This is a genomic window from Bacillus sp. Bvel1 (assembly GCF_014872755.1).
GTDB classification, from domain to species: domain Bacteria; phylum Bacillota; class Bacilli; order Bacillales; family Bacillaceae; genus Bacillus; species Bacillus velezensis.
In genome coordinates, this window is record NZ_JAAOBZ010000004.1 from 86504 (window position 1) to 104405 (window position 17902).

At 46.6% G+C, this 17902-nt stretch carries 17 protein-coding genes; 11 read left to right on the forward strand and 6 right to left on the reverse strand.

Annotation, left to right across the window (positions count from 1 at the left end):
- Positions 1 to 66: 66 nt before the first annotated feature.
- On the forward strand, positions 67 to 1686 hold the full coding sequence (locus HAP68_RS01105; protein WP_024084839.1) for an APC family permease: 1620 nt from the start codon (positions 67 to 69) through the stop codon (positions 1684 to 1686).
- A gap of 94 nt (positions 1687 to 1780) precedes the next feature.
- On the opposite strand, the gene HAP68_RS01110 is transcribed toward HAP68_RS01105, so the two are convergent.
- Positions 1781 to 2668, reverse strand: coding sequence for a glycerophosphodiester phosphodiesterase (locus tag HAP68_RS01110; protein WP_003156727.1), 888 nt, complete (start codon positions 2666 to 2668; stop codon positions 1781 to 1783).
- Between the two features lie 95 nt (positions 2669 to 2763).
- Positions 2764 to 4098 carry a glycerol-3-phosphate transporter gene (gene glpT, locus HAP68_RS01115; RefSeq protein ID WP_003156725.1) on the reverse strand — a complete coding sequence of 445 codons (1335 nt, stop codon included), beginning with the start codon at positions 4096 to 4098 and terminating at the stop codon, positions 2764 to 2766.
- Positions 4099 to 4432: 334 nt separating this feature from the next.
- Between glpT and HAP68_RS01120 the strand changes: the two genes are divergently transcribed.
- Positions 4433 to 4675, forward strand: coding sequence for a DUF2651 family protein (locus HAP68_RS01120; RefSeq protein ID WP_003156724.1), 243 nt, complete (start codon positions 4433 to 4435; stop codon positions 4673 to 4675).
- Between the two features lie 55 nt (positions 4676 to 4730).
- Here HAP68_RS01120 and hpaB read toward each other — a convergent pair whose 3' ends face one another.
- From hpaB to HAP68_RS01135, 3 genes are all read right to left on the reverse strand, one after another.
- A complete protein-coding gene (hpaB, locus tag HAP68_RS01125; RefSeq protein WP_015388754.1) occupies positions 4731 to 6176 on the reverse strand; it encodes a 4-hydroxyphenylacetate 3-monooxygenase, oxygenase component in 1446 nt (481 codons plus the stop codon).
- Positions 6177 to 6326: 150 nt separating this feature from the next.
- Positions 6327 to 6752, reverse strand: coding sequence for a hypothetical protein (locus HAP68_RS01130; protein WP_015388753.1), 426 nt, complete (start codon positions 6750 to 6752; stop codon positions 6327 to 6329).
- Positions 6753 to 6824: 72 nt separating this feature from the next.
- Positions 6825 to 8999 (reverse strand): glycoside hydrolase domain-containing protein, encoded by a 2175-nt coding sequence (locus HAP68_RS01135; RefSeq protein WP_024084842.1) that lies wholly within the window; start codon positions 8997 to 8999, stop codon positions 6825 to 6827.
- A 364-nt stretch (positions 9000 to 9363) separates the two neighbouring features.
- Here HAP68_RS01135 and HAP68_RS01140 point away from each other — a divergent pair, with 364 nt between their 5' ends.
- From HAP68_RS01140 to trhO, 9 genes are all read left to right on the forward strand, one after another.
- Complete coding sequence (locus HAP68_RS01140) at positions 9364 to 9807, forward strand: hypothetical protein (RefSeq protein WP_017419322.1); 444 nt, start codon at positions 9364 to 9366, stop codon at positions 9805 to 9807.
- 259 nt (positions 9808 to 10066) lie between these two features.
- Positions 10067 to 10537 carry a helix-turn-helix transcriptional regulator gene (locus tag HAP68_RS01145; protein ID WP_003156718.1) on the forward strand — a complete coding sequence of 157 codons (471 nt, stop codon included), beginning with the start codon at positions 10067 to 10069 and terminating at the stop codon, positions 10535 to 10537.
- A 72-nt stretch (positions 10538 to 10609) separates the two neighbouring features.
- A complete protein-coding gene (locus HAP68_RS01150) occupies positions 10610 to 11680 on the forward strand; it encodes an iron-containing alcohol dehydrogenase family protein (RefSeq protein WP_024084843.1) in 1071 nt (356 codons plus the stop codon).
- An 81-nt stretch (positions 11681 to 11761) separates the two neighbouring features.
- Positions 11762 to 12916 carry a phosphoribosylglycinamide formyltransferase 2 gene (purT, locus tag HAP68_RS01155; protein WP_014304260.1) on the forward strand — a complete coding sequence of 385 codons (1155 nt, stop codon included), beginning with the start codon at positions 11762 to 11764 and terminating at the stop codon, positions 12914 to 12916.
- A gap of 477 nt (positions 12917 to 13393) precedes the next feature.
- Positions 13394 to 13927: a CDP-diacylglycerol--serine O-phosphatidyltransferase gene (gene pssA, locus HAP68_RS01160; RefSeq protein ID WP_003156712.1), complete on the forward strand. Its 534-nt coding sequence runs from the start codon at positions 13394 to 13396 to the stop codon at positions 13925 to 13927.
- Positions 13918 to 14406 carry a DedA family protein gene (locus tag HAP68_RS01165; protein WP_003156711.1) on the forward strand — a complete coding sequence of 163 codons (489 nt, stop codon included), beginning with the start codon at positions 13918 to 13920 and terminating at the stop codon, positions 14404 to 14406. The genes pssA and HAP68_RS01165 overlap by 10 nt, the downstream gene beginning before the upstream one ends.
- Positions 14399 to 15214 (forward strand): phosphatidylserine decarboxylase, encoded by an 816-nt coding sequence (locus HAP68_RS01170; protein WP_003156710.1) that lies wholly within the window; start codon positions 14399 to 14401, stop codon positions 15212 to 15214. The genes HAP68_RS01165 and HAP68_RS01170 overlap by 8 nt, the downstream gene beginning before the upstream one ends.
- A gap of 42 nt (positions 15215 to 15256) precedes the next feature.
- Positions 15257 to 15532 carry a hypothetical protein gene (locus HAP68_RS01175; RefSeq protein WP_024084844.1) on the forward strand — a complete coding sequence of 92 codons (276 nt, stop codon included), beginning with the start codon at positions 15257 to 15259 and terminating at the stop codon, positions 15530 to 15532.
- 106 nt (positions 15533 to 15638) lie between these two features.
- Positions 15639 to 16607, forward strand: coding sequence for an oxygen-dependent tRNA uridine(34) hydroxylase TrhO (trhO, locus tag HAP68_RS01180; RefSeq protein WP_003156708.1), 969 nt, complete (start codon positions 15639 to 15641; stop codon positions 16605 to 16607).
- A gap of 36 nt (positions 16608 to 16643) precedes the next feature.
- Here the strand turns inward: trhO and gltP are convergent, their stop codons facing one another.
- Positions 16644 to 17894 (reverse strand): glutamate-aspartate/proton symporter GltP, encoded by a 1251-nt coding sequence (gene gltP, locus HAP68_RS01185; protein ID WP_024084845.1) that lies wholly within the window; start codon positions 17892 to 17894, stop codon positions 16644 to 16646.
- Positions 17895 to 17902: the final 8 nt, after the last annotated feature.

Consider the following 17902-nt stretch of genomic DNA (forward strand, 5'->3'; position numbering starts at 1 on the left):
TTCAGAATAATATTATAAATATATGATAGCGCTGGAGTCATATTTTAATTGAAAGGTGTTAACTTTATGAATCAATTACATCGCAGAATGGGAACGTTTGCACTCATGATGGTCGGACTTGGGTCGATGATTGGCTCCGGTTGGTTATTCGGGGCGTGGCGGGCGGCTCAGATTGCGGGACCTGCCGCAATTATTTCCTGGATTATCGGTATGATCGTAATTTTGTTTATCGCACTTTCTTACAGTGAATTGGGTTCAATGTTCCCGGAAGCCGGGGGAATGGTAAAATATACTCAATATTCTCATGGATCATTTATTGGATTTATCGCAGGATGGGCAAACTGGATTGCGATTGTTTCCGTTATTCCGGTGGAGGCGGTTGCGTCTGTTCAATATATGAGCTCATGGCCGTGGGACTGGGCAAAGTGGACAAGCAATCTCGTTCACAACGGCACACTTACGGGAGAGGGGCTCGGCTTCGCATCCGTATTGCTGATTATTTACTTTTTACTGAATTATTGGACAGTTAACCTGTTTTCAAAAGCGAATTCATTGATTACCATCTTTAAAATTATTATTCCGGGGCTGACAATCGGAGCGCTGCTGTTTACCGGTTTTCACGGCGGAAACTTCACATCCGGTTCAAGCATTGCGCCGAACGGCTGGGCGAGCGTGCTGACGGCGGTGGCCACATCAGGTATCGTATTTGCGTTTAACGGGTTTCAAAGCCCGATTAACATGGCCGGAGAAGCAAAAAATCCCGGCAAATCGATTCCGATTGCGGTTGTCGGTTCGCTGCTGGTCGCAACCGTCATTTACGTCCTATTGCAAATCGCATTTATCGGTGCGGTTGAACCTTCCATGATCGTTCACGGCTGGAGTCACCTGAACTTTAACTCTCCATTTGCCGATTTGGCGATCGCATTGAATATCAACTGGCTTGTCATTATTCTTTATGCGGATGCGTTCGTATCTCCGTCGGGAACGGGTATCACATATACCGCTACGACGTCACGCATGATTTACGGCATGGAAAAAAATAAATATATGCCGAGCATTTTCGGAAAGCTTCATCCGCTGTACGGCGTGCCGCGCCAAGCGATGATTTTCAACCTGATCGTATCGTTTATCTTTCTGTTTTTATTCAGAGGATGGGGCGTGCTTGCTGAAATCATTTCCGTAGCGACGCTGATTTCTTATATCACGGGTCCCGTGACGGTAATGACGCTGCGGAGGACGGCGGCGGATTTGTACAGGCCTCTCCGTCTGAAAGGACTCAGCGTGGTTGCACCGCTCGGCTTCGTGTTCGCGTCTCTCGTGCTGTATTGGGCGCGCTGGCCGTTAACAGGGCAGGTGCTGTTTATCATTTTGATCGGCCTTCCGATTTATTTCTACTACCAAGCGAAAGCGAAGTGGAGAGGATTCCGCAGAAACTTTAAAGGCGGCGTTTGGATGGTTGTCTATCTGCTCAGCATGATGGTCATTTCATGGCTCGGAAGTGAAAAATTCGGCGGTCTGAACATCATTCCGTACGGATGGGATATGGGGCTGATCGCAATCGTTGCCCTTGCCTTCTATGCGTGGGCGCTGAAGAGCGGATTCAAGACTGAGTATTTGAAAGACGCCAAAGCAATCAACGATCAATTAAAAGGCGGGCAGGCGGAAGCCGCTGCCGGAAAAGAATAATGATTGATAAAAACCTTGCGGTAACGTTTCCGCAAGGTTTTTTGATCAGGCAAAAAAACATGGGTTCGGCATCATCTCCGAACCCATGCTGGCTTTATGATTTATATTCTTTTTTAACCTTTTGAAATATATCCGCATAGTTGGTGAACACACCGGTTACGCCCCAATTCAGCAGACGGCGCATGTCCGTCTCGCTGTTCACGGTGTAAGGGTGAAGCAGTAGGCCGTGGCTGCGAATGTTTCGGACATTTTGAGCGTTCAGCGCTTTGTAATCCGGTCCGATTCCGACGGCATATGTTTTGATGTCTGTTAAATCTGCGTCAGTCATTGAGGTCATCTGTTCCGCTTCAAGCAATTGGACGGCGGGAAGTTTCGGATCGAGCTGTTTGATTTTCAGAAGGCTCTCCCTGCTGAAAGACTGAATGATAACTTGTCCAAGTTTCGCATGCTTACCTGCCAGTTTGTATTTTTTCAGTGAGGCGATCAGTTTTTCTTCCATACCCGGATATGTTTCAGGCGCCTTTGTTTCAATATAATAGTTTGCATGTCTGCCGAACCGTTTTAACACGTCATCAAGTGTGGGAACGCGAAGTCCGGCGTATTGCGGTTTTGCTTTTTCCGGATAGGCCTTATTGAACCAAGAACCGGCGTCGAGCTTTTGAATCTCGGCTAATGTATGATCCTTCACCCAGCCTTGTCCGTTTGTGGTGCGGTCCAGTTTTTCATCATGCATGACGATCAGCTTGCCGTCTTTTGTCATTTGTAAATCCAGCTCAATATAGTCAGCCTTCATTTTTTGCGCAGTTTCATAAGAAAGGATCGTGTGCTCCGGGACATACCCCGAAGCACCGCGATGGGCAATGGTTAAAATTCTGTCAGGAGACAAGAGGTTTCCTTTTCCCGCCGCCGATACAGGCGTGACGATGAATGACAATAAACCGAATGAAAGCAATACCAAAGCAAACAACTTATGTTTCCGCATGTTTTCTTCCCCCTTAAAAATCAATATCTGTCTCTAGTGTAGAAAATCGTTGTAAATGCTGTACTGCAAAAATATTAATCTTTTATGTTGTTTTCTTACACATGCTCCGCCCGCTTGCCTGTATTCCACGTCATAGCCAAGAAGACGATGGACAGCACGCATGAGGAGATAAGCATGATAAAGCCGCCGTTCCAGTCAAAGCGGTCTACGACATAACCCATGATGGCGTTGGCGAAAGCAGAGCCACCGATGTAGCCGAAAAACCCGGTTAAGCCGGCTGCTGTTCCCGCCGCTTTTTTAGGCGCAAGGTCAATGGCCTGAAGTCCGATCAGCATGACAGGCCCATAGATTAAGAATCCGATGCTGATCAGCGCGATATTATCGATGAGCGGATGACCGGCAGGGTTAAGCCAGTAGACCAATACAGCGATAAATACGCCGGCCATGAACAGCACGCCGGCCGGTGCGCGGCGGCTTTTGAAAAATCGGTCGCTGATCCAGCCGCACAAAATCGTTCCCGGAATTCCCGCATATTCATAAAGGAAATAAGACCATCTGGAATCTTCAGGAGAGAACCCTTTCGCTTCCGTCAAATAAGTCGGCGCCCAGTCAACGACACCGTACCGCACGAAATAAACAAAGACATTGGCAAATGCGATATACCACAGAAATTTATTATTCAGCACGTATTTGAAAAGAATTTCTTTGGTCGTCATCTCTTTTTCCTGGTCTTTGAACGCATGTTTCGGATAGTCATTCCGGTATTCTTCAATCGGCGGAAGCCCGCAGGATTGCGGCGTGTCCCGAACGAGAAGAACAATCACAAATGAAATGACGATGGCGATAATCGCCGGAAAGAAAAATACGCTTTTCCAAGTAACAAACATGGCGATGCCGAGAGTCACGAGCGGGGCGAGAATACCTCCGCCTATGTTATGGGCGACATTCCATATCGACATTTTCGTTCCGCGTTCACTGATGGAAAACCAATGAGCCATCGTCCGTCCGCAAGGCGGCCAGCCCATCCCTTGAAACCATCCGTTAATAAACATAAAAATGAACATAATCGTCACGCTTGACGTGACCCATGGCATGGAAACAAATAAAATGTTGACGACACCTGACAAAAACAGACCTGTCGCAAGGAAATACCTCGGGTTGCAGCGGTCAGACACCATCCCCATAATAAATTTGCTGAAGCCGTAAGCGATTGATACGGCCGCAAGCACCAAGCCAAGTTCCCCTTTTGAAAACCCTTGTTCCTGAAAATAAGGAATAGCGAAGGCAAAGTTTTTGCGAAGTAAATAATACCCGGCATACCCGATGAAAATCCCCAAAAATACCTGCAGCCTGAGCCGTTTATAGGCCGCATCCGTCTTTGAATCATCCAATCTCTCAATATGCGGAGCCGGCTTGAACAATTGAAACATCATATCCTCCCCTTTGCTGAACGTCTATCATGATGTATGTATGACTCCTTTCCTTGAAAATGACAAAAAGAACCAGAAATCACCCTTATGAAAGGGCGCGGTTTCCTGGTTCTCCTCATCTCCATCCAAAAATCATTAACTTGTATATGATAGCGCTTTCTTAAATTATCACAGTCTGGCGTGAATGTAAACGCTTTAAGGAAAGTTTTCATTTTTTTGAATAAATAACCGGAGGGAATATCAGCCGGAGCGCGAAAGATTTGATGTACTCGATTTTGTACTCAGGCATAAGATGTGTTAGGCCGAACTAAGAAAAGCGAAGGGAGTGCATCTGTTGATTGATGAGTTGGATTTTGCGTTCGGTGTTCTGCCGCTTTGTATCATCATCCTGTCAGTCGCCGGAACGTACCTGTTTAAAAACGCGTTCATTATGCCGGCTGCCGCTTTGGCCGTTTGCCTTATATGCACCTTTACCATATTGAATTTCTCGTTTATCGGGTGGGCCGTCGTGTACACGCTCGTCTCTTTCGCGTTATCGCATATTACGATGGTGGTGATCAGCCAAAATAAAAAATAGGATCGGCGGCAGCCGATCCAGCTATCAAAAGCAGAGATGCGTTCTCTGCTTTGTTTTATTTATGAATGTGCAGGAATTCCTTGATGACCGCGGTCTGTTCTTCTTTCGGATAGCTTCTGTACAGATGGCTGGCTAAGCGGACGGGGTCACCGAAGAAGTACCGCTCATATTGTGTCTGCCTTGTTCCAAAGGGGCTCATGGTCAAATCCCATGCGAGGCGGAACACTTTTACCCGGTCCTCAGCGTTCAATTCGGCCGCCTGTAAATATTGGTCAAGGTCTCCTCTGATGTCGGAACGGAACGCTTTTTCAGTCGGCAAAGTCACCATTCCGCTTGCCCCGATCAGCTGGATGATTTCCGTGAAGCGCGGGTAGATGTCAGGGAAAATCGCGCTGACCACGCGAAGCGGAGTGACACTCGGACGCATATAACCCCATTCGTCTGTTTCCGCATCATTCTCCGACTTTTCCAAAAGGGCTTTCATCGTTTCCAGACCGGTGATGATCTCAGCCATCTTGGCCTGAATATGCTGATATTCCCCCACATCTATCGCATCGACAAGCGTCTGGGCGAGGCCCAGGAGAAACTCCGTCTTTACAATTTGTCTCGTGATAACTTGATGAAATGCGAAGGCGTTAAAAGAGCTTTTCATATTAAAATCAAAAGCCGCCTCGTAATTATTGTAAAAAAATACGCGTTCCCAAGGGACCAAAACGTGATCAAATACAACGATAGAATCCATTTCTTCATATCTTGAGCTGAGCGGATAATCAAATGATGATTTTCCGAGTACGAAAGATTCCCTGCAGATGAATTTTACTCCTTTTGTATTGGAAGGGATTGAAAAAGCGAACGCTTCATCCGATTCAAAATACATCTTAGGCAGAGAAACCACGAGCACTTCATCCGTCAGGCCGCCTTGTGTGGCCAAAATCCGCGCGCCGTGTATGATAAGGCCTTTTTCATTTTTATCGACGACTTTTGCCGAGATAGGTGTCGGCGATACGTTTACACCCATTTGTGAACGATTCACCTGAGGGGTGATAAACGTGTGCGTAAAAGAAAGATCCTGTGCGGCAGCGCGTTCGTACAGCGCTTGAACATGTTCCGGAAAACAATGATCACGGTCTTTCAAAAGCGCGGCAGAGGAGGCGAAGCTCATCAGCACGGTATTCATATAATCCGGGCTTCGTCCCATCATTCCGTGCGTGTGTCTGGCCCAATGTTCGAACATGTTTCTTCTTCTTTTTACGTCTTCTTTCGTTTTCGGCTGCAGGTATGAAAGCCCGGCCCGTTCTTTTTTACCGGGAAGACTGTAAGTCATTTGATCTTTCATGTCCGGTTTCGTTTGCAAATCATAAAGAGAGCGCTTCGTTTCCAGAAGGCCCTTAAATGCGGGATGTTCAGAAATCTGTCCCTCGATCTTTTCACCATCAAGCCAAATCTCATTTCCTAGCTGATTTAATCGGTCAATGAACATTTTGCCATTAATGATACCCATCATGTCGCCCTTCTTTCTTTGCAGATCCACTACCTCATTATATTGAAAACGAAATTGGGTGTTCCGGTTATTTCCAAAGGGGAAGAGCCTTTTTTGATAAGGGGGGTGAAGGGATTGCATCATAAAAAAACCCCTTAAGCAGAGGGGTTTTTAACTGATCATGTCTTTGTATCGTTGTTCGAGGACAAAGTCTATCATTCCGGTGATACGGGTGTTTTCAGATTTTTGTCTGAAACGGTCAGACACTTGGATTTTCCTTGAAAACGGAAATACAGCAAAAATCCAAACAAGGCCGGCCAGGCCAAAAACCATCTGCAGAGCCATTTCAATCAAATCATTAAAATGAGTGCTGAAAAAAAAGATATATAACGTGATGAATGTGACTGTACATACGATTTTGACAGTATGTTGGAAGGTGAGGAGCGGTTCAGTGAAACACATTTTCATTTGATTCAGTGTGAGCGAATCTTGTTTCATTAAATATGTAAGCAGTTCTTTGTCATTTTGACTTCGCGGAATCAAATCATTTTCTATTTTTTGAACGGTGTCCTTGTATGTCTGCATATCAATCTTCATACGAATCCTCCTTAAAAAATAACTCCAAGAATACTCATTGAGCATTCCTGGAGCAAGGAGCTGCCTGTTCAATTATAGAAATAGTGATAAAACTGTGCTGAACAAGGCTGCAGCTCCTCCTAATTCAGGTGCTAAAACGACTAAAGCACCGATCCCTACAATAACAATAATTCCTGCGCCTGCAATAGCCATGGTATTCACGACAGAATCCCAATCCGGAGAGTACACTTCTTCGGAATCCGGCAATCTGAAGCTCTTTTGTTTTATTTTAAATGTAATGGTAGTTGTTAGTCCAGTAGTAGCACTGTCACCGACCGGAATATCAGGTGTATAAATTTTAAATTGAATATTCAGCGATCCCGCAGCCGGATTGACATACACTTCTAAATAACCGTTGCGGACTGACAAGCTCAGACTGTTAAGCAGGTTTTGATACGAATCAATTTGTGATGCTGTAAAAGAGACTTGTGAATCTCCCATCAGACCGGTAATATAAGCTCCCGGTTTGCCATTTGTAATGGTAACTGTGTTGGGAGAACCTTCGCTTGGCACTGTTGCCAAAAGTGAAGTAGATAAAAGAATATCCATTTCAGGTGATGCATAAATGGTTTCTGTCTTGTCGAATTCAAACATGGCATTCGCAAGATTCGATATATTTTCTAAAGCAGGAATGGTTGTTAAAATGTCCGTCAGTGTGCGCAGTCTTGCATCATACACGGGATCAGAAGGCGGATGGACGCTGCTTGCACCCGAGTCTTTTCCGGAGTATCCGTCTTTGTCAATGGCGACTTTTCCCGCTCCGCTTCCGATCGTTCCTTCATAAAATTGATCAAAAGCCCAGTTTTTCGGCATCGGGTATCCGAGGTTGCCGCTGAATCCGGTCGACATGTTAGCCGTAAAGCTATATTTGGTCAGACCTGCTTCTGACGTCCGGATACAAATGTTTCTCGGTCCGTATACCCCGATTTCATATTTCGGCGCAGTTGAGAACGCCTGCATTTTCATAAAAGCTGACTTGATTTCTTGGAAGTAAGGGATGATTTTATCCGTGACTTCATAATCATACGCATCAAAATCGACGGCAAAGTAAATGGTCGTTCCTGACGGAAAACCTAATCTTCGGGCGGCTGATGCAGCGCTGTACGCATCTCTCGTTCCTTGGTCTTTTACAAAATAAGAAGATTCATAGCCGCCGTCCTGATAAATCGGAAACACGCTTAAGCCGGCATTGAAAATCGCGGAAAGTTCTTTTGACGTTAACGCTTTCGATGTCAGTCCGCTGCTAGTCCGCACATTCCCGGTCAGATATCTTCCCACGATCTTATAGCCGTTCTCACGCAAAGTTTTAGCCGTATCTGCCGTCAAAATGGCAGCGGTGTCACAAGCTGAAGCAGCCCGCGTTGTGTCGCCTGAGCTTGATAATAAAGCTTTAATCGTCGGCATGTCCGCATAACCTGTCTGCGGCAGGCACATAAATTCTTGGAAAGCTTTCACTGCCGATACAACTCCGACGCCGTATTTTCCGTCGAATTCACCGGGGTCAAATGATTTCCCATTACAGTAAAGCGCGTATTGAACAATCAAAACAAAGCCTGTCCGTGAATCGCCGGGAGTCAAGGTAGGACATAAGCTGGTCGTTCCGTTCCCGAAAAATCCATTGGCGACGCTTGTGCTCATGCCTTCTTCTTTTTGCAGAGCATAGATGAGAGCCTTGTTTGTATCGCGGGCATATAAGCCGTCACAAGGCATCAAGCCGATGTAGTCATTGTAATCCCGGTTCAGGTTCTGCTGGATTTGGCGGATTCTTTTGTCGCCTCCCGCTACTAACCGAAAAGCGCTCATATCCAGCAAAGCCTTCATAATGAGTGCCGTGACGATGCCGTCTTGCTTAGTGAGCCCGGCCGCTTTTTGAAACTCTTTTACAGCGCTTTCGGTATTTTCATAGAAAACGCCAGAAAATCCGCCCGGGTTAAAACCTTTACACCACAGCGCCCCCTGCAGAATGTAATTCATGTTTGTCGGCTTAGAATCGGGAGCCTGCTTTTTCAACGGTTTAAACAATCTTTGTGTCGTCGGTCCGAAGTTATCGGCGGGTTCTGAAATACCGAGCTCAATTTGAAGCGCCCGTGTCAGACCGTAAATGGTATCCCAGCCTGTTTTTCCGTTTTCCGGCACCTTGTTGTACCCGTGTCTGCCTTTGTACGTCTCATTCAGCCATTGTTGTGTTTCCAGGACCATTTCGTCCATTGCAATCCCTCCATTACGTGTAGTGTGCGTTCATTCATAGGTGGCAAACGTATGACAGTTTGTCATGGGCGCAGGAGTTTGTCAGAGGACAGCCCCATCATACAAACGCCGATAGAGAGGCATTGATAGGTAAAGATCTCTCTATGACAATTGATACAAAAACAGCAAAATGGATAGCGCTTTAAAGTAACTTTATCACTTAATCAAAAATAACAAGAATCATAAGTATTAGTCATATAGTCATTTTCAGGGCTGTTCTCATCTCTTCCTGCAATCAAAATGGTTAGTTGGACGGATTTATGATTAGCTATATTGTCATTAACATAAATAGGGTAAATAGTTACAGGAAGGAAGGATTTTCTCGATGAAAAGCAAAAAGATTTTTAAGTCGCTCATCATTATTTTTACTCTTTTAATCAGCGGAATTGGTTTTATGGGTTTTTCTTCTCCGCAAAAAGCAGAGGCTAAAGACTGGCTTCATACTTATAAAAGCGGGTATTTCACTAACTATGTGATCAATACATATCATCCTAAATTCACTAAGACGACAAAAAAGTACAGCTTGAGAGCCGTGACTTTTAAATCCAACAGTAAAGGGAAGGGCACGTATAAAATATACGTTCAAAAGCAAGTCAACGGCAAAGGTGCCTGGAAAACAATCAAAACCGCCAATGCAAAGAAAAATGGAACGACTTATTTTGAAACACCTTCGTTAAAAAAAGGAGATTCATACAGATTTAAAATGGTCAATCAAGGTTCGAAAAAACGTGTCAATTATAGTGCGAGTTGGATTGTATTCGCTTCATAATTTTGATTTTCAGCTTATAATGTTTTAGCTGCCGCAGCTGTGGCAGCTTTTTATTTTCTCCGGAGCTCAACCGCCAGGGAGCCATCTGTCTCTTCGGGCGTACGTTTGTATTCACCGCATCATTCTGGATTATGCGGAAAGGTACATCGTTTCAATGAAAAGCCAATCCCGGGTCCTTTTGATTTGTTTGAAAATGTTCTGATATAAAAAAGGCGTGCCGCGGTGTAAAATGGCTATATTGATAAAAATGGAGGTTGAGATGGATCAAGATTATATGACTGAGCTTGTCTCAGTCCAGCTGAAGAAAATCCGGTCGGAGAGAGGCTACACACAGGAGAAAATGGCGGATGTGATCGGCCTTTCTAAAAAGTCGCTGGTGCAGATTGAGAAAGGGCGGGCGCTTGCGGAATGGCCGCACGTTGTGGCGGTTTGCGCGCTTTTCAGATCAAGTGAAACACTGCAATCCGTATTAGGAGATGATCCGCTGGAGGTCATTGAAACGGTTGCTCACCGCACAATTGACAGGCCGAAGGGGAAGACGATGGGCGGCAAGGTGTGGTGGAAAGCCATCGAGAAAAAAGGCGAGTTCCGCTTGCAGCAGCATTTGATTTCCCACCATTACCGCATCCTTGATTCTTATGATGATCTGTGGTTCAGCAGTTTTGAAAAGGCAGAAGCTTTGGAGCGGCTTGATGAGCTGTTTTTGGAGGCGGAGGAAGCGAAGCGCTGACGCACCTCCGGTTGATGTATTTTCTGACAAGTGAGAAAATATGTATAAATTCCAGCCAAAGGAGAGATTCGAATGAAGCCTGAAGATATCGTCCGAAGCGGCCCGAATCAGTACATATGCAAGGAAGGAATCGCAAAAGAACTTCCGGGGCTGCTGGAGACATTCAGAAAACCCGTTATTGTGACCGGAATCAAATCTTATCAGGCGTTCTCCGATTACGGCGGCGGTTCTTCCTGGGATGTGATTCAGCACAAAGGATACTGTTCACCTGAGGCGGTGCGTAAGGTCTGCGGGCAGGCGGAAGACGCGGATGTGATCATCGGTATCGGAGGCGGCACGATTTTGGATTTGGCAAAAGCGGCGGCAGACCGGCTTGATATTGAGGCTGTGATGCTTCCTTCCATTGCGGGGACGTGTGCGGCAAGTACGCCGTTGAGTGTCATATATGATGACAGCGGCAATTTTATCAGAGTTGATTATCACAAGCGTTCAAGCTATTTGACGCTTGTTGATCCGCTGTTTTTGCTTTCCTCTCCCATTGAATATATGAAAAGCGGGATCGGTGATACGCTGGCGAAATGGTATGAGGCCGAGGCGGTCATCAGAAATACGGAGGAAGCGCCGCCTCTGATGGCGCAGGCGGGGCTGAGACAGGCGGAATATATCCGTAATCTGTTATTGCGTTACAGTGAAGCCGCCGTCGTAAGCATGGAGAAAGGCGAGCTGTCCGTGCCGTTCATCCATACGGCGGAAACGATCATTATGCTTGCGGGAACGGTCGGCGGGTATGGCGGCCGTTTGTGCAGGATGGCAGGGGCGCATGCGGTCCACAACGGCCTCAGTTTTCTTCAGGAGACACATCAGGTGCTGCACGGCCAGAAGGTTGCTTACGGCATATTGGTGCAGCTCGCGCTTGAGAATCGGAGACATGAGATTGAAGAGCTGCTTCCGTTTTACCGCCGGCTCGGTTTCCCCGTCAGTCTCTGTGCTCTCGGCATCCTTGACAACCATGAGGAAGCAAAGCGCCGCATCGCTTCTCACGCCTGCCGGGCGGAAGAATCGTTATGCTTAATGGGGCAATATTGCGGGAAGGACGTGTCAGCGGCGATTGAATCGCTCGAATCAGCACAAAAGACAGGATAGAGCTTGTAATCTGTCTTGTCTTTATTTTTTGAATATTTCCGTTATAATGAGTGGGGTATAGAAAGGGAGGGGCCAAAGGACATGTATCAGGCGAAGAAGATGTTGTTATTAGGATCAGGCGAGCTGGGGAAAGAAGTCGTCATTGAAGCGCAGCGGCTCGGGGTTGTCACTGTAGCCGTTGACAGCTATGAGCATGCTCCCGCCATGCAGGCCGCACACAAAAGCTATGTGATTGATATGCTTGATAAAGCGCAGGTCAGAGAAGTCATTGAGAAAGAAAAACCGGACTTAATCGTGCCGGAAGTGGAAGCCATTGCGACGGATGAGCTGCTGAAGCTCGAGGAAGAAGGGTTTCACGTCATTCCGAATGCGCGTGCGGCAAAGCTGACGATGGACCGTGAAGGCATCAGACGGCTTGCAGCAGAGACGCTTCATCTTCCGACTGCCGGCTATGAATTCGCGAATACATACGAAGAATTTAAAGAAGCGGCGGAAACAATCGGCTTTCCGTGCGTGGTAAAGCCGCTGATGAGCTCTTCCGGAAAAGGGCAAAGCGTGTGCCGCTCGGCTTCCGGGCTGAAAAGCTGCTGGGACATGGCAATGGAAGGCGGCCGGGTGAAAAACGGCCGGGTCATCGTTGAGGAATTCATTCCGTTTGAATCAGAAATCACTCTTCTGACAGTGCGCGCGGCGAACGGTACGTCCTTTTGCGCGCCGATCGGACATGAACAAAAAGACGGTGACTATATTGAATCATGGCAGCCTCATCATATGACGGAACAGCAGATTGAAGAGGCGAAACACATTGCGAAAAGCATAACGGATGAGCTCGGCGGATACGGTTTGTTCGGGGTGGAGCTTTTCCTTACTGAAGATAAAGTATATTTCAGCGAGGTGTCTCCCCGTCCGCATGATACGGGGCTCGTAACGCTTGTGACGCAAAATTTGTCAGAGTTTGCGCTGCATGTCCGCGCGGTCTTGGGATTCCCGATTCCGGAAATCATTCAGCTGTCGCCGGGGGCAAGCCGTCCGCTGAAGGCGCCCAAAGAGCTTGCTGATTATGCGGTTGAAGGTTTGGAGAAAGCTTTGGCGGTAAAAAGCACTCAGGTCCGCGTATTCGGTAAACCCGTCACGAAAGTCGGACGCCGTATGGCGGTTGCGCTTTCTGCAGCCGAGACCGTTGAAGAGGCCAGAGAAAGAGCGGCCGAAGCACTCAGTCATTTATCAATTACATAAAATGATCTTAAAAGGCGTTTTTACCGTAATGGTAAGGCGCCTTTTTTGTTTGGACAGACTATATACTGGAAAACGGGGTTGTGAGATAATGTATGAGGCCGTTTTGTGCCGGTTTTTTAATTCTTGAAACTTTTTATGTCCGCAATCGTTATATGTAATGTTCTCATTTCACGGAGAAGGAAATAACAATACATCATACGGCTTTTCATTCATCAAGAACGGACAATCCGGATCGCAGCATGGAATATTTAAGCAGGGTAATCCGGAATAGAGGAAACCATGATTGCTTACCTTAATATGAACGGCGAAAAAACAAAAATCACCAGATTAGATTGTTCAAATAACACCAAATGCTGTATAATAAAAGAATTTGAATGATAGCATTGAAAGAATTCCATTTTATGTTTCCGTAAAATGGAGTCTTTATGCATACGCAGTCCGATTTGATATGGTTTTAATTGGAGGTTTGTGTAAACTGTGAATTATATACCTAGTATGATTACAATTGGAAATTTTATTTGCGGGCTCTTATCGATTCATTCCCTTTTGTATCATAATATACACTCTGCGGTGATCTTTATTTTCACCGGGATGTTTCTTGATTTCTTTGACGGTTTGGCCGCCCGTAAGCTGAACGCGGTATCGGAGATGGGAAGGGAGCTTGACTCTTTTGCTGATCTCGTGACGTTCGGCGTAGCGCCGTCCATGCTCGCTTACAGTGTTTCACTATATACGCTTCCGTTCATCGGAATTTTAATCGCGCTTTCCTACAGCATCTGCGGGATGATCCGTCTTTCCAGATTTAATATTGAACAAAGCAAGCTGCCGACGTTTATCGGGATGCCGATTCCGTTTGCGGGTATGTGTCTTGTCATTTTGAGCTTTATCAATAACGCTTTTCTTCTGGGGGCGGGAACGATCGCGCTCGGTTATTTAATGGTCAGCAACATTAAATTTCCGCACTTTAAAAAACAGGCGCCTGAAAACCTGGAGAGCAGAAGATGGAATTAGTTCAGCAATTAATATCCGATTACGGATATATCGCGATTTTTCTTATGCTGACACTCGGTATTATCGGATTGCCTATTCCGGATGAAGTCATGATGACGCTTGTGGGTTACTTCGCTCATTTAAACGTGCTGAATTACGGGCTCTCCATTCTGATCAGCTTTATCGGAGCGCTCCTTGGGATGATTATCAGCTACTTCATCGGCAGAAAAGCCGGCCGGCCGTTTATTAATAAGTTCGGGAAATGGGTCGGCCTGAAGGAAAAGAGGATGGAGAAAGTAGACAGGTGGATGAAGAAGTACGGGCCGTACACCATTATTTTAGGTTATTTCATCCCCGGCATCAGACACGTGACCTGCTACTTTTCCGGAATCGGCAGAATGGAATTCAAAACCTACTTATGCTTCGCCGCCATCGGAGCGTTTTTATGGTGTTTTATTTTTATTACTATAGGAAAATTCATAGGAGTAATCAATGTTTAATACTGCCGCTAAAGTTCTTTACCGTTCATTGATTGAACTGACTAATAATCGATTGACGTCTTATCTCATTAAAAACTTCTGTGAATCGAAACTGAGCAAGCCGATGATTCCGCTGTTTTCCAAACACTATCGCATTAACTGGAATGAAACGGAACGCACGGCTTCTGACTTTGATTCACTGGCGTCATTTTTCATTCGTGATATTAATTTGAATCTCCGCCCCGTGGCAAAAGAGAAGAACGCCATCGTCAGCCCGGTGGACGGCGTCGTTCAGACGGTGGGCATGATTAATCCCAATCAAACTTTCATGGTAAAAGGGAAGGATTATTCGTTCGCCGAACTGACGGGGTTTAAAAGCGCCGATCACAAGTATAACGGCGGGTGTTTTGCCGTGCTTTACCTGAGCCCGAGACATTACCACCGTTTCCATTCTCCCGTCAGCTGCACGTATAAAAAGCTGGCCGAGCTGGGGAAACGCTCCTATCCCGTTAATACGATGGGGTTAAAGTACGGGAAAGATGTGCTCTCAAAAAATTACCGTTATGTGTACGAGCTGACCCGTGCTGATCAGCAGATGCTCATGATTCCGGTAGGTGCGATGAATATTAACTCGATCGTTCAGACAAACACCGGAAACCGGCTTGAGACGGGGGAAGAGCTGGGCTATTTTTCATTTGGATCGACCGTTATTTTAGTATTCGAGAAAGGTATGTTTACCCCTTCGGATAACCTGACTGAAGGCCGTGAATTACAGGTCGGTCAGATCATCGGTTATGCGGAGTCACAGGAGGAGGCGTCCGCTTTATAAAAGCTGCTCCTCTTTTTTATATGGTGTAAGGAAGTGGACTTTATGGAAGAAAAGGATTTGGGAAAACTGATCGAACAGTACCAGGATACAGGCGATCAGCAAATTCTTGAAGCGGTGCGGGATGCATGCCGGCCTGTCGTTGAGGCGCTCATCTCAGAACTGGCTGAAGACAGCGCGGATCTTCTGCGGGCAAAAGGCCGTGACCGTTTTCCGTTTATTATCGGCAAGTATCAGACCGCGGCCGGCCTTTCGCTTGAGACCTTTTTGCGCAATACGTATCGGTTTTATTTTCAGCAGGTTTTAAAAGGCGAAGCGTGACTGGAAGAAAGAGTACGGACGGAAATGTTCATCTTTCGCCCGTTTTCCTGTATGATATAGTATAGTGTGCGTGATCATTAATATAATTGAACAGGGTGTATAAATCATGGAAAAACAATATAGAGTTTTACTTTATTATAAATATGTAAAGATTGATGAGCCTGAAGAGTTCACGGCTCAGCATTTGAAGTTTTGTAAGGAGCTCGGTCTGTTAGGCCGTATTTTGATTTCTGAGGAAGGCATTAACGGCACGGTGTCCGGAACGGTTGAACAGACGGAACAATACATGAATGCGCTGAAAGCTGATCCGCGTTTTGCCGACATGCCGATCAAAATTGACGAGGCTGACGGCCATGCATTCCGCAAAATGTTTGTGCGCCATAAAAAAGAGCTGGTGACGCTTCGTCTCGAAGATGATGTTGATCCGAATGTCACGACGGGCAAGCATTTGAAACCGAAAGACTTTTATGAGCAAATGCAGGATCCTGACACGATCGTGATCGACGCCAGAAACGACTATGAGTATGACCTCGGTCATTTCCGCGGAGCGGTCAGACCTGATATTGAGGCGTTCCGTGAGCTGCCGGACTGGATTGAAGAACACAAAGACATGCTTGAAGGCAAAAAAATCCTCACGTACTGCACAGGCGGCGTACGCTGTGAGAAATTTTCCGGCTGGCTGCTGAAGCAGGGATTTGAAGACGTGTCCCAGCTTGACGGCGGTATCGTCACTTACGGTAAAGATCCTGAAGTGCAAGGGCAGCTGTGGGACGGACAGTGCTATGTGTTTGACGAAAGAATCAGCGTACCGGTCAACCGCGTAGAGCACGTTATCATCGGAAAAGATTATTTCACGGGCGAGCCGTGCGAGCGTTATGTGAACTGCGCAAATCCGGCATGTAATAAAAAAATGATCTGCACACCTGAGAATGAATACAAATACATGCGAAGCTGCAGTCACGAATGCCGTACGAACGAACGAAACATGTATGTGAAAGAGCACGAAATGACTCAGGAAGAAATCAATGAACGCCTTGCTTTGATTGAAAAAGAGGATCATGCGGCGATTGATTAATAGAAAAGACCACCAATGAGGTGGTCTTTTTTGTGTTTACATACTTTCTGTCCGGGCGGTCTGGTCTGCCGTGACGGGTCCTTTATATTTGAAGGCTTTTTCCCATTTGGATACGACGATGCAGGCGACCGCATGGCCGGGCACGTTGACACCGGTTCGCGCCATGTCCATGACGCGGTCGACACCGGCAATGATGGCGACGCCTTCCGCAGGGAGACCGACGGCATTCGCTGTCGCCAGAAGCACGACGAGTGAGCCTGACGGGACGGCGGCAATGCCTTTGCTTGTCATGACGAGCACAAGCATCATCAGAAGCTGCTGAGAAAGCGGCATCTCCACATGAAACGCCTGCGCCAGGAAAATACAGGACACCGATAAATAGAGGCTTGAACCGTCACAGTTAAGCGATAAACCTGACGGAACCACAAAGGAGACGACCCGCTTCGGACAGCCGTATTTCTCCATCCGATCCATCAGCTGAGGCAGAATGGTTTCTGTGCTTGTCGTGGAGAAAGCGATCAAAAACAGATCCCAAATCATTTTCAGCACTTCAAAGTACTTGATTTTAAAGATAAGCCCCACGATCGGAAACAGAACGAAAAGGATCAGGAACAGCCCGAGAAACACTGTGCCGATCAGCTTCAGCATCGGGAGCAGAAGCGCGATTCCGAATTGCCCGACGGAGGCGGCCATCAGGGCGAGAACGCCGATCGGAGCGGTGACCATCACCATCTGCGTCAGCTTGAACATAATATTTGCCGTGGATTCAAAGAAATTCATGACAGGTGCGGAGGCTTTGCCGATGCCGGCTGCGGCAACACCGAATAGGATCGCGAAAAAAATGACGGCGAGAAGATCATTTTTCGCCATAACGTCAATGATGTTAACGGGGATAATATCAAGAAGCATTTGTTTCAGATCGACTACTTTTTCCGTATAGCCGGAAAGCTCGTGAATGTCTTTTTTAGCAAGATGAGAGAGGTTAAGTCCGACTCCCGGCTTCAGCACGTTCGCTAATAACAGACCGAGCGCCAGAACGAGCGTCGTAATCACTTCAAACCAAATAATCGTTTTGATGCCGAGACTGCCCATTTTTTTCATACTGCCGCTGCCGGCGGCTCCGATAACAATGGTCGAAAACACGATCGGCACGACAATCATTTTAATCAGGCGGATAAATCCGTCTCCTACAGGCCGCAGCGCCATCCCGAAATCCGGGAAGAAATGGCCGATCAATGCTCCGATGGCTAAAGCAATCAAAATCTGGAATGCGATAAATTTTTTCAAGCGAATCC

Excerpts from the sequence above, each read along its gene's own strand:
- HAP68_RS01145 (WP_003156718.1), top strand. The coding sequence starts at position 10,067 with ATGGATCAAGATTATATGACTGAGCTTGTCTCAGTCCAGCTGAAGAAA.
- HAP68_RS01165 (WP_003156711.1), top strand. The coding sequence starts at position 13,918 with ATGGAATTAGTTCAGCAATTAATATCCGATTACGGATATATCGCGATT.
- HAP68_RS01150 (WP_024084843.1), top strand. The coding sequence starts at position 10,610 with ATGAAGCCTGAAGATATCGTCCGAAGCGGCCCGAATCAGTACATATGC.
- HAP68_RS01105 (WP_024084839.1), top strand. The coding sequence starts at position 67 with ATGAATCAATTACATCGCAGAATGGGAACGTTTGCACTCATGATGGTC.
- purT (WP_014304260.1), top strand. The coding sequence starts at position 11,762 with ATGTATCAGGCGAAGAAGATGTTGTTATTAGGATCAGGCGAGCTGGGG.
- HAP68_RS01170 (WP_003156710.1), top strand. The coding sequence starts at position 14,399 with ATGTTTAATACTGCCGCTAAAGTTCTTTACCGTTCATTGATTGAACTG.
- HAP68_RS01140 (WP_017419322.1), top strand. The coding sequence starts at position 9,364 with ATGAAAAGCAAAAAGATTTTTAAGTCGCTCATCATTATTTTTACTCTT.
- HAP68_RS01130 (WP_015388753.1), bottom strand. The coding sequence starts at position 6,752 with ATGAAGATTGATATGCAGACATACAAGGACACCGTTCAAAAAATAGAA.
- trhO (WP_003156708.1), top strand. The coding sequence starts at position 15,639 with ATGGAAAAACAATATAGAGTTTTACTTTATTATAAATATGTAAAGATT.
- HAP68_RS01110 (WP_003156727.1), bottom strand. The coding sequence starts at position 2,668 with ATGCGGAAACATAAGTTGTTTGCTTTGGTATTGCTTTCATTCGGTTTA.
- glpT (WP_003156725.1), bottom strand. The coding sequence starts at position 4,098 with ATGTTTCAATTGTTCAAGCCGGCTCCGCATATTGAGAGATTGGATGAT.
- hpaB (WP_015388754.1), bottom strand. The coding sequence starts at position 6,176 with ATGGGTATCATTAATGGCAAAATGTTCATTGACCGATTAAATCAGCTA.
- HAP68_RS01175 (WP_024084844.1), top strand. The coding sequence starts at position 15,257 with ATGGAAGAAAAGGATTTGGGAAAACTGATCGAACAGTACCAGGATACA.
- HAP68_RS01135 (WP_024084842.1), bottom strand. The coding sequence starts at position 8,999 with ATGGACGAAATGGTCCTGGAAACACAACAATGGCTGAATGAGACGTAC.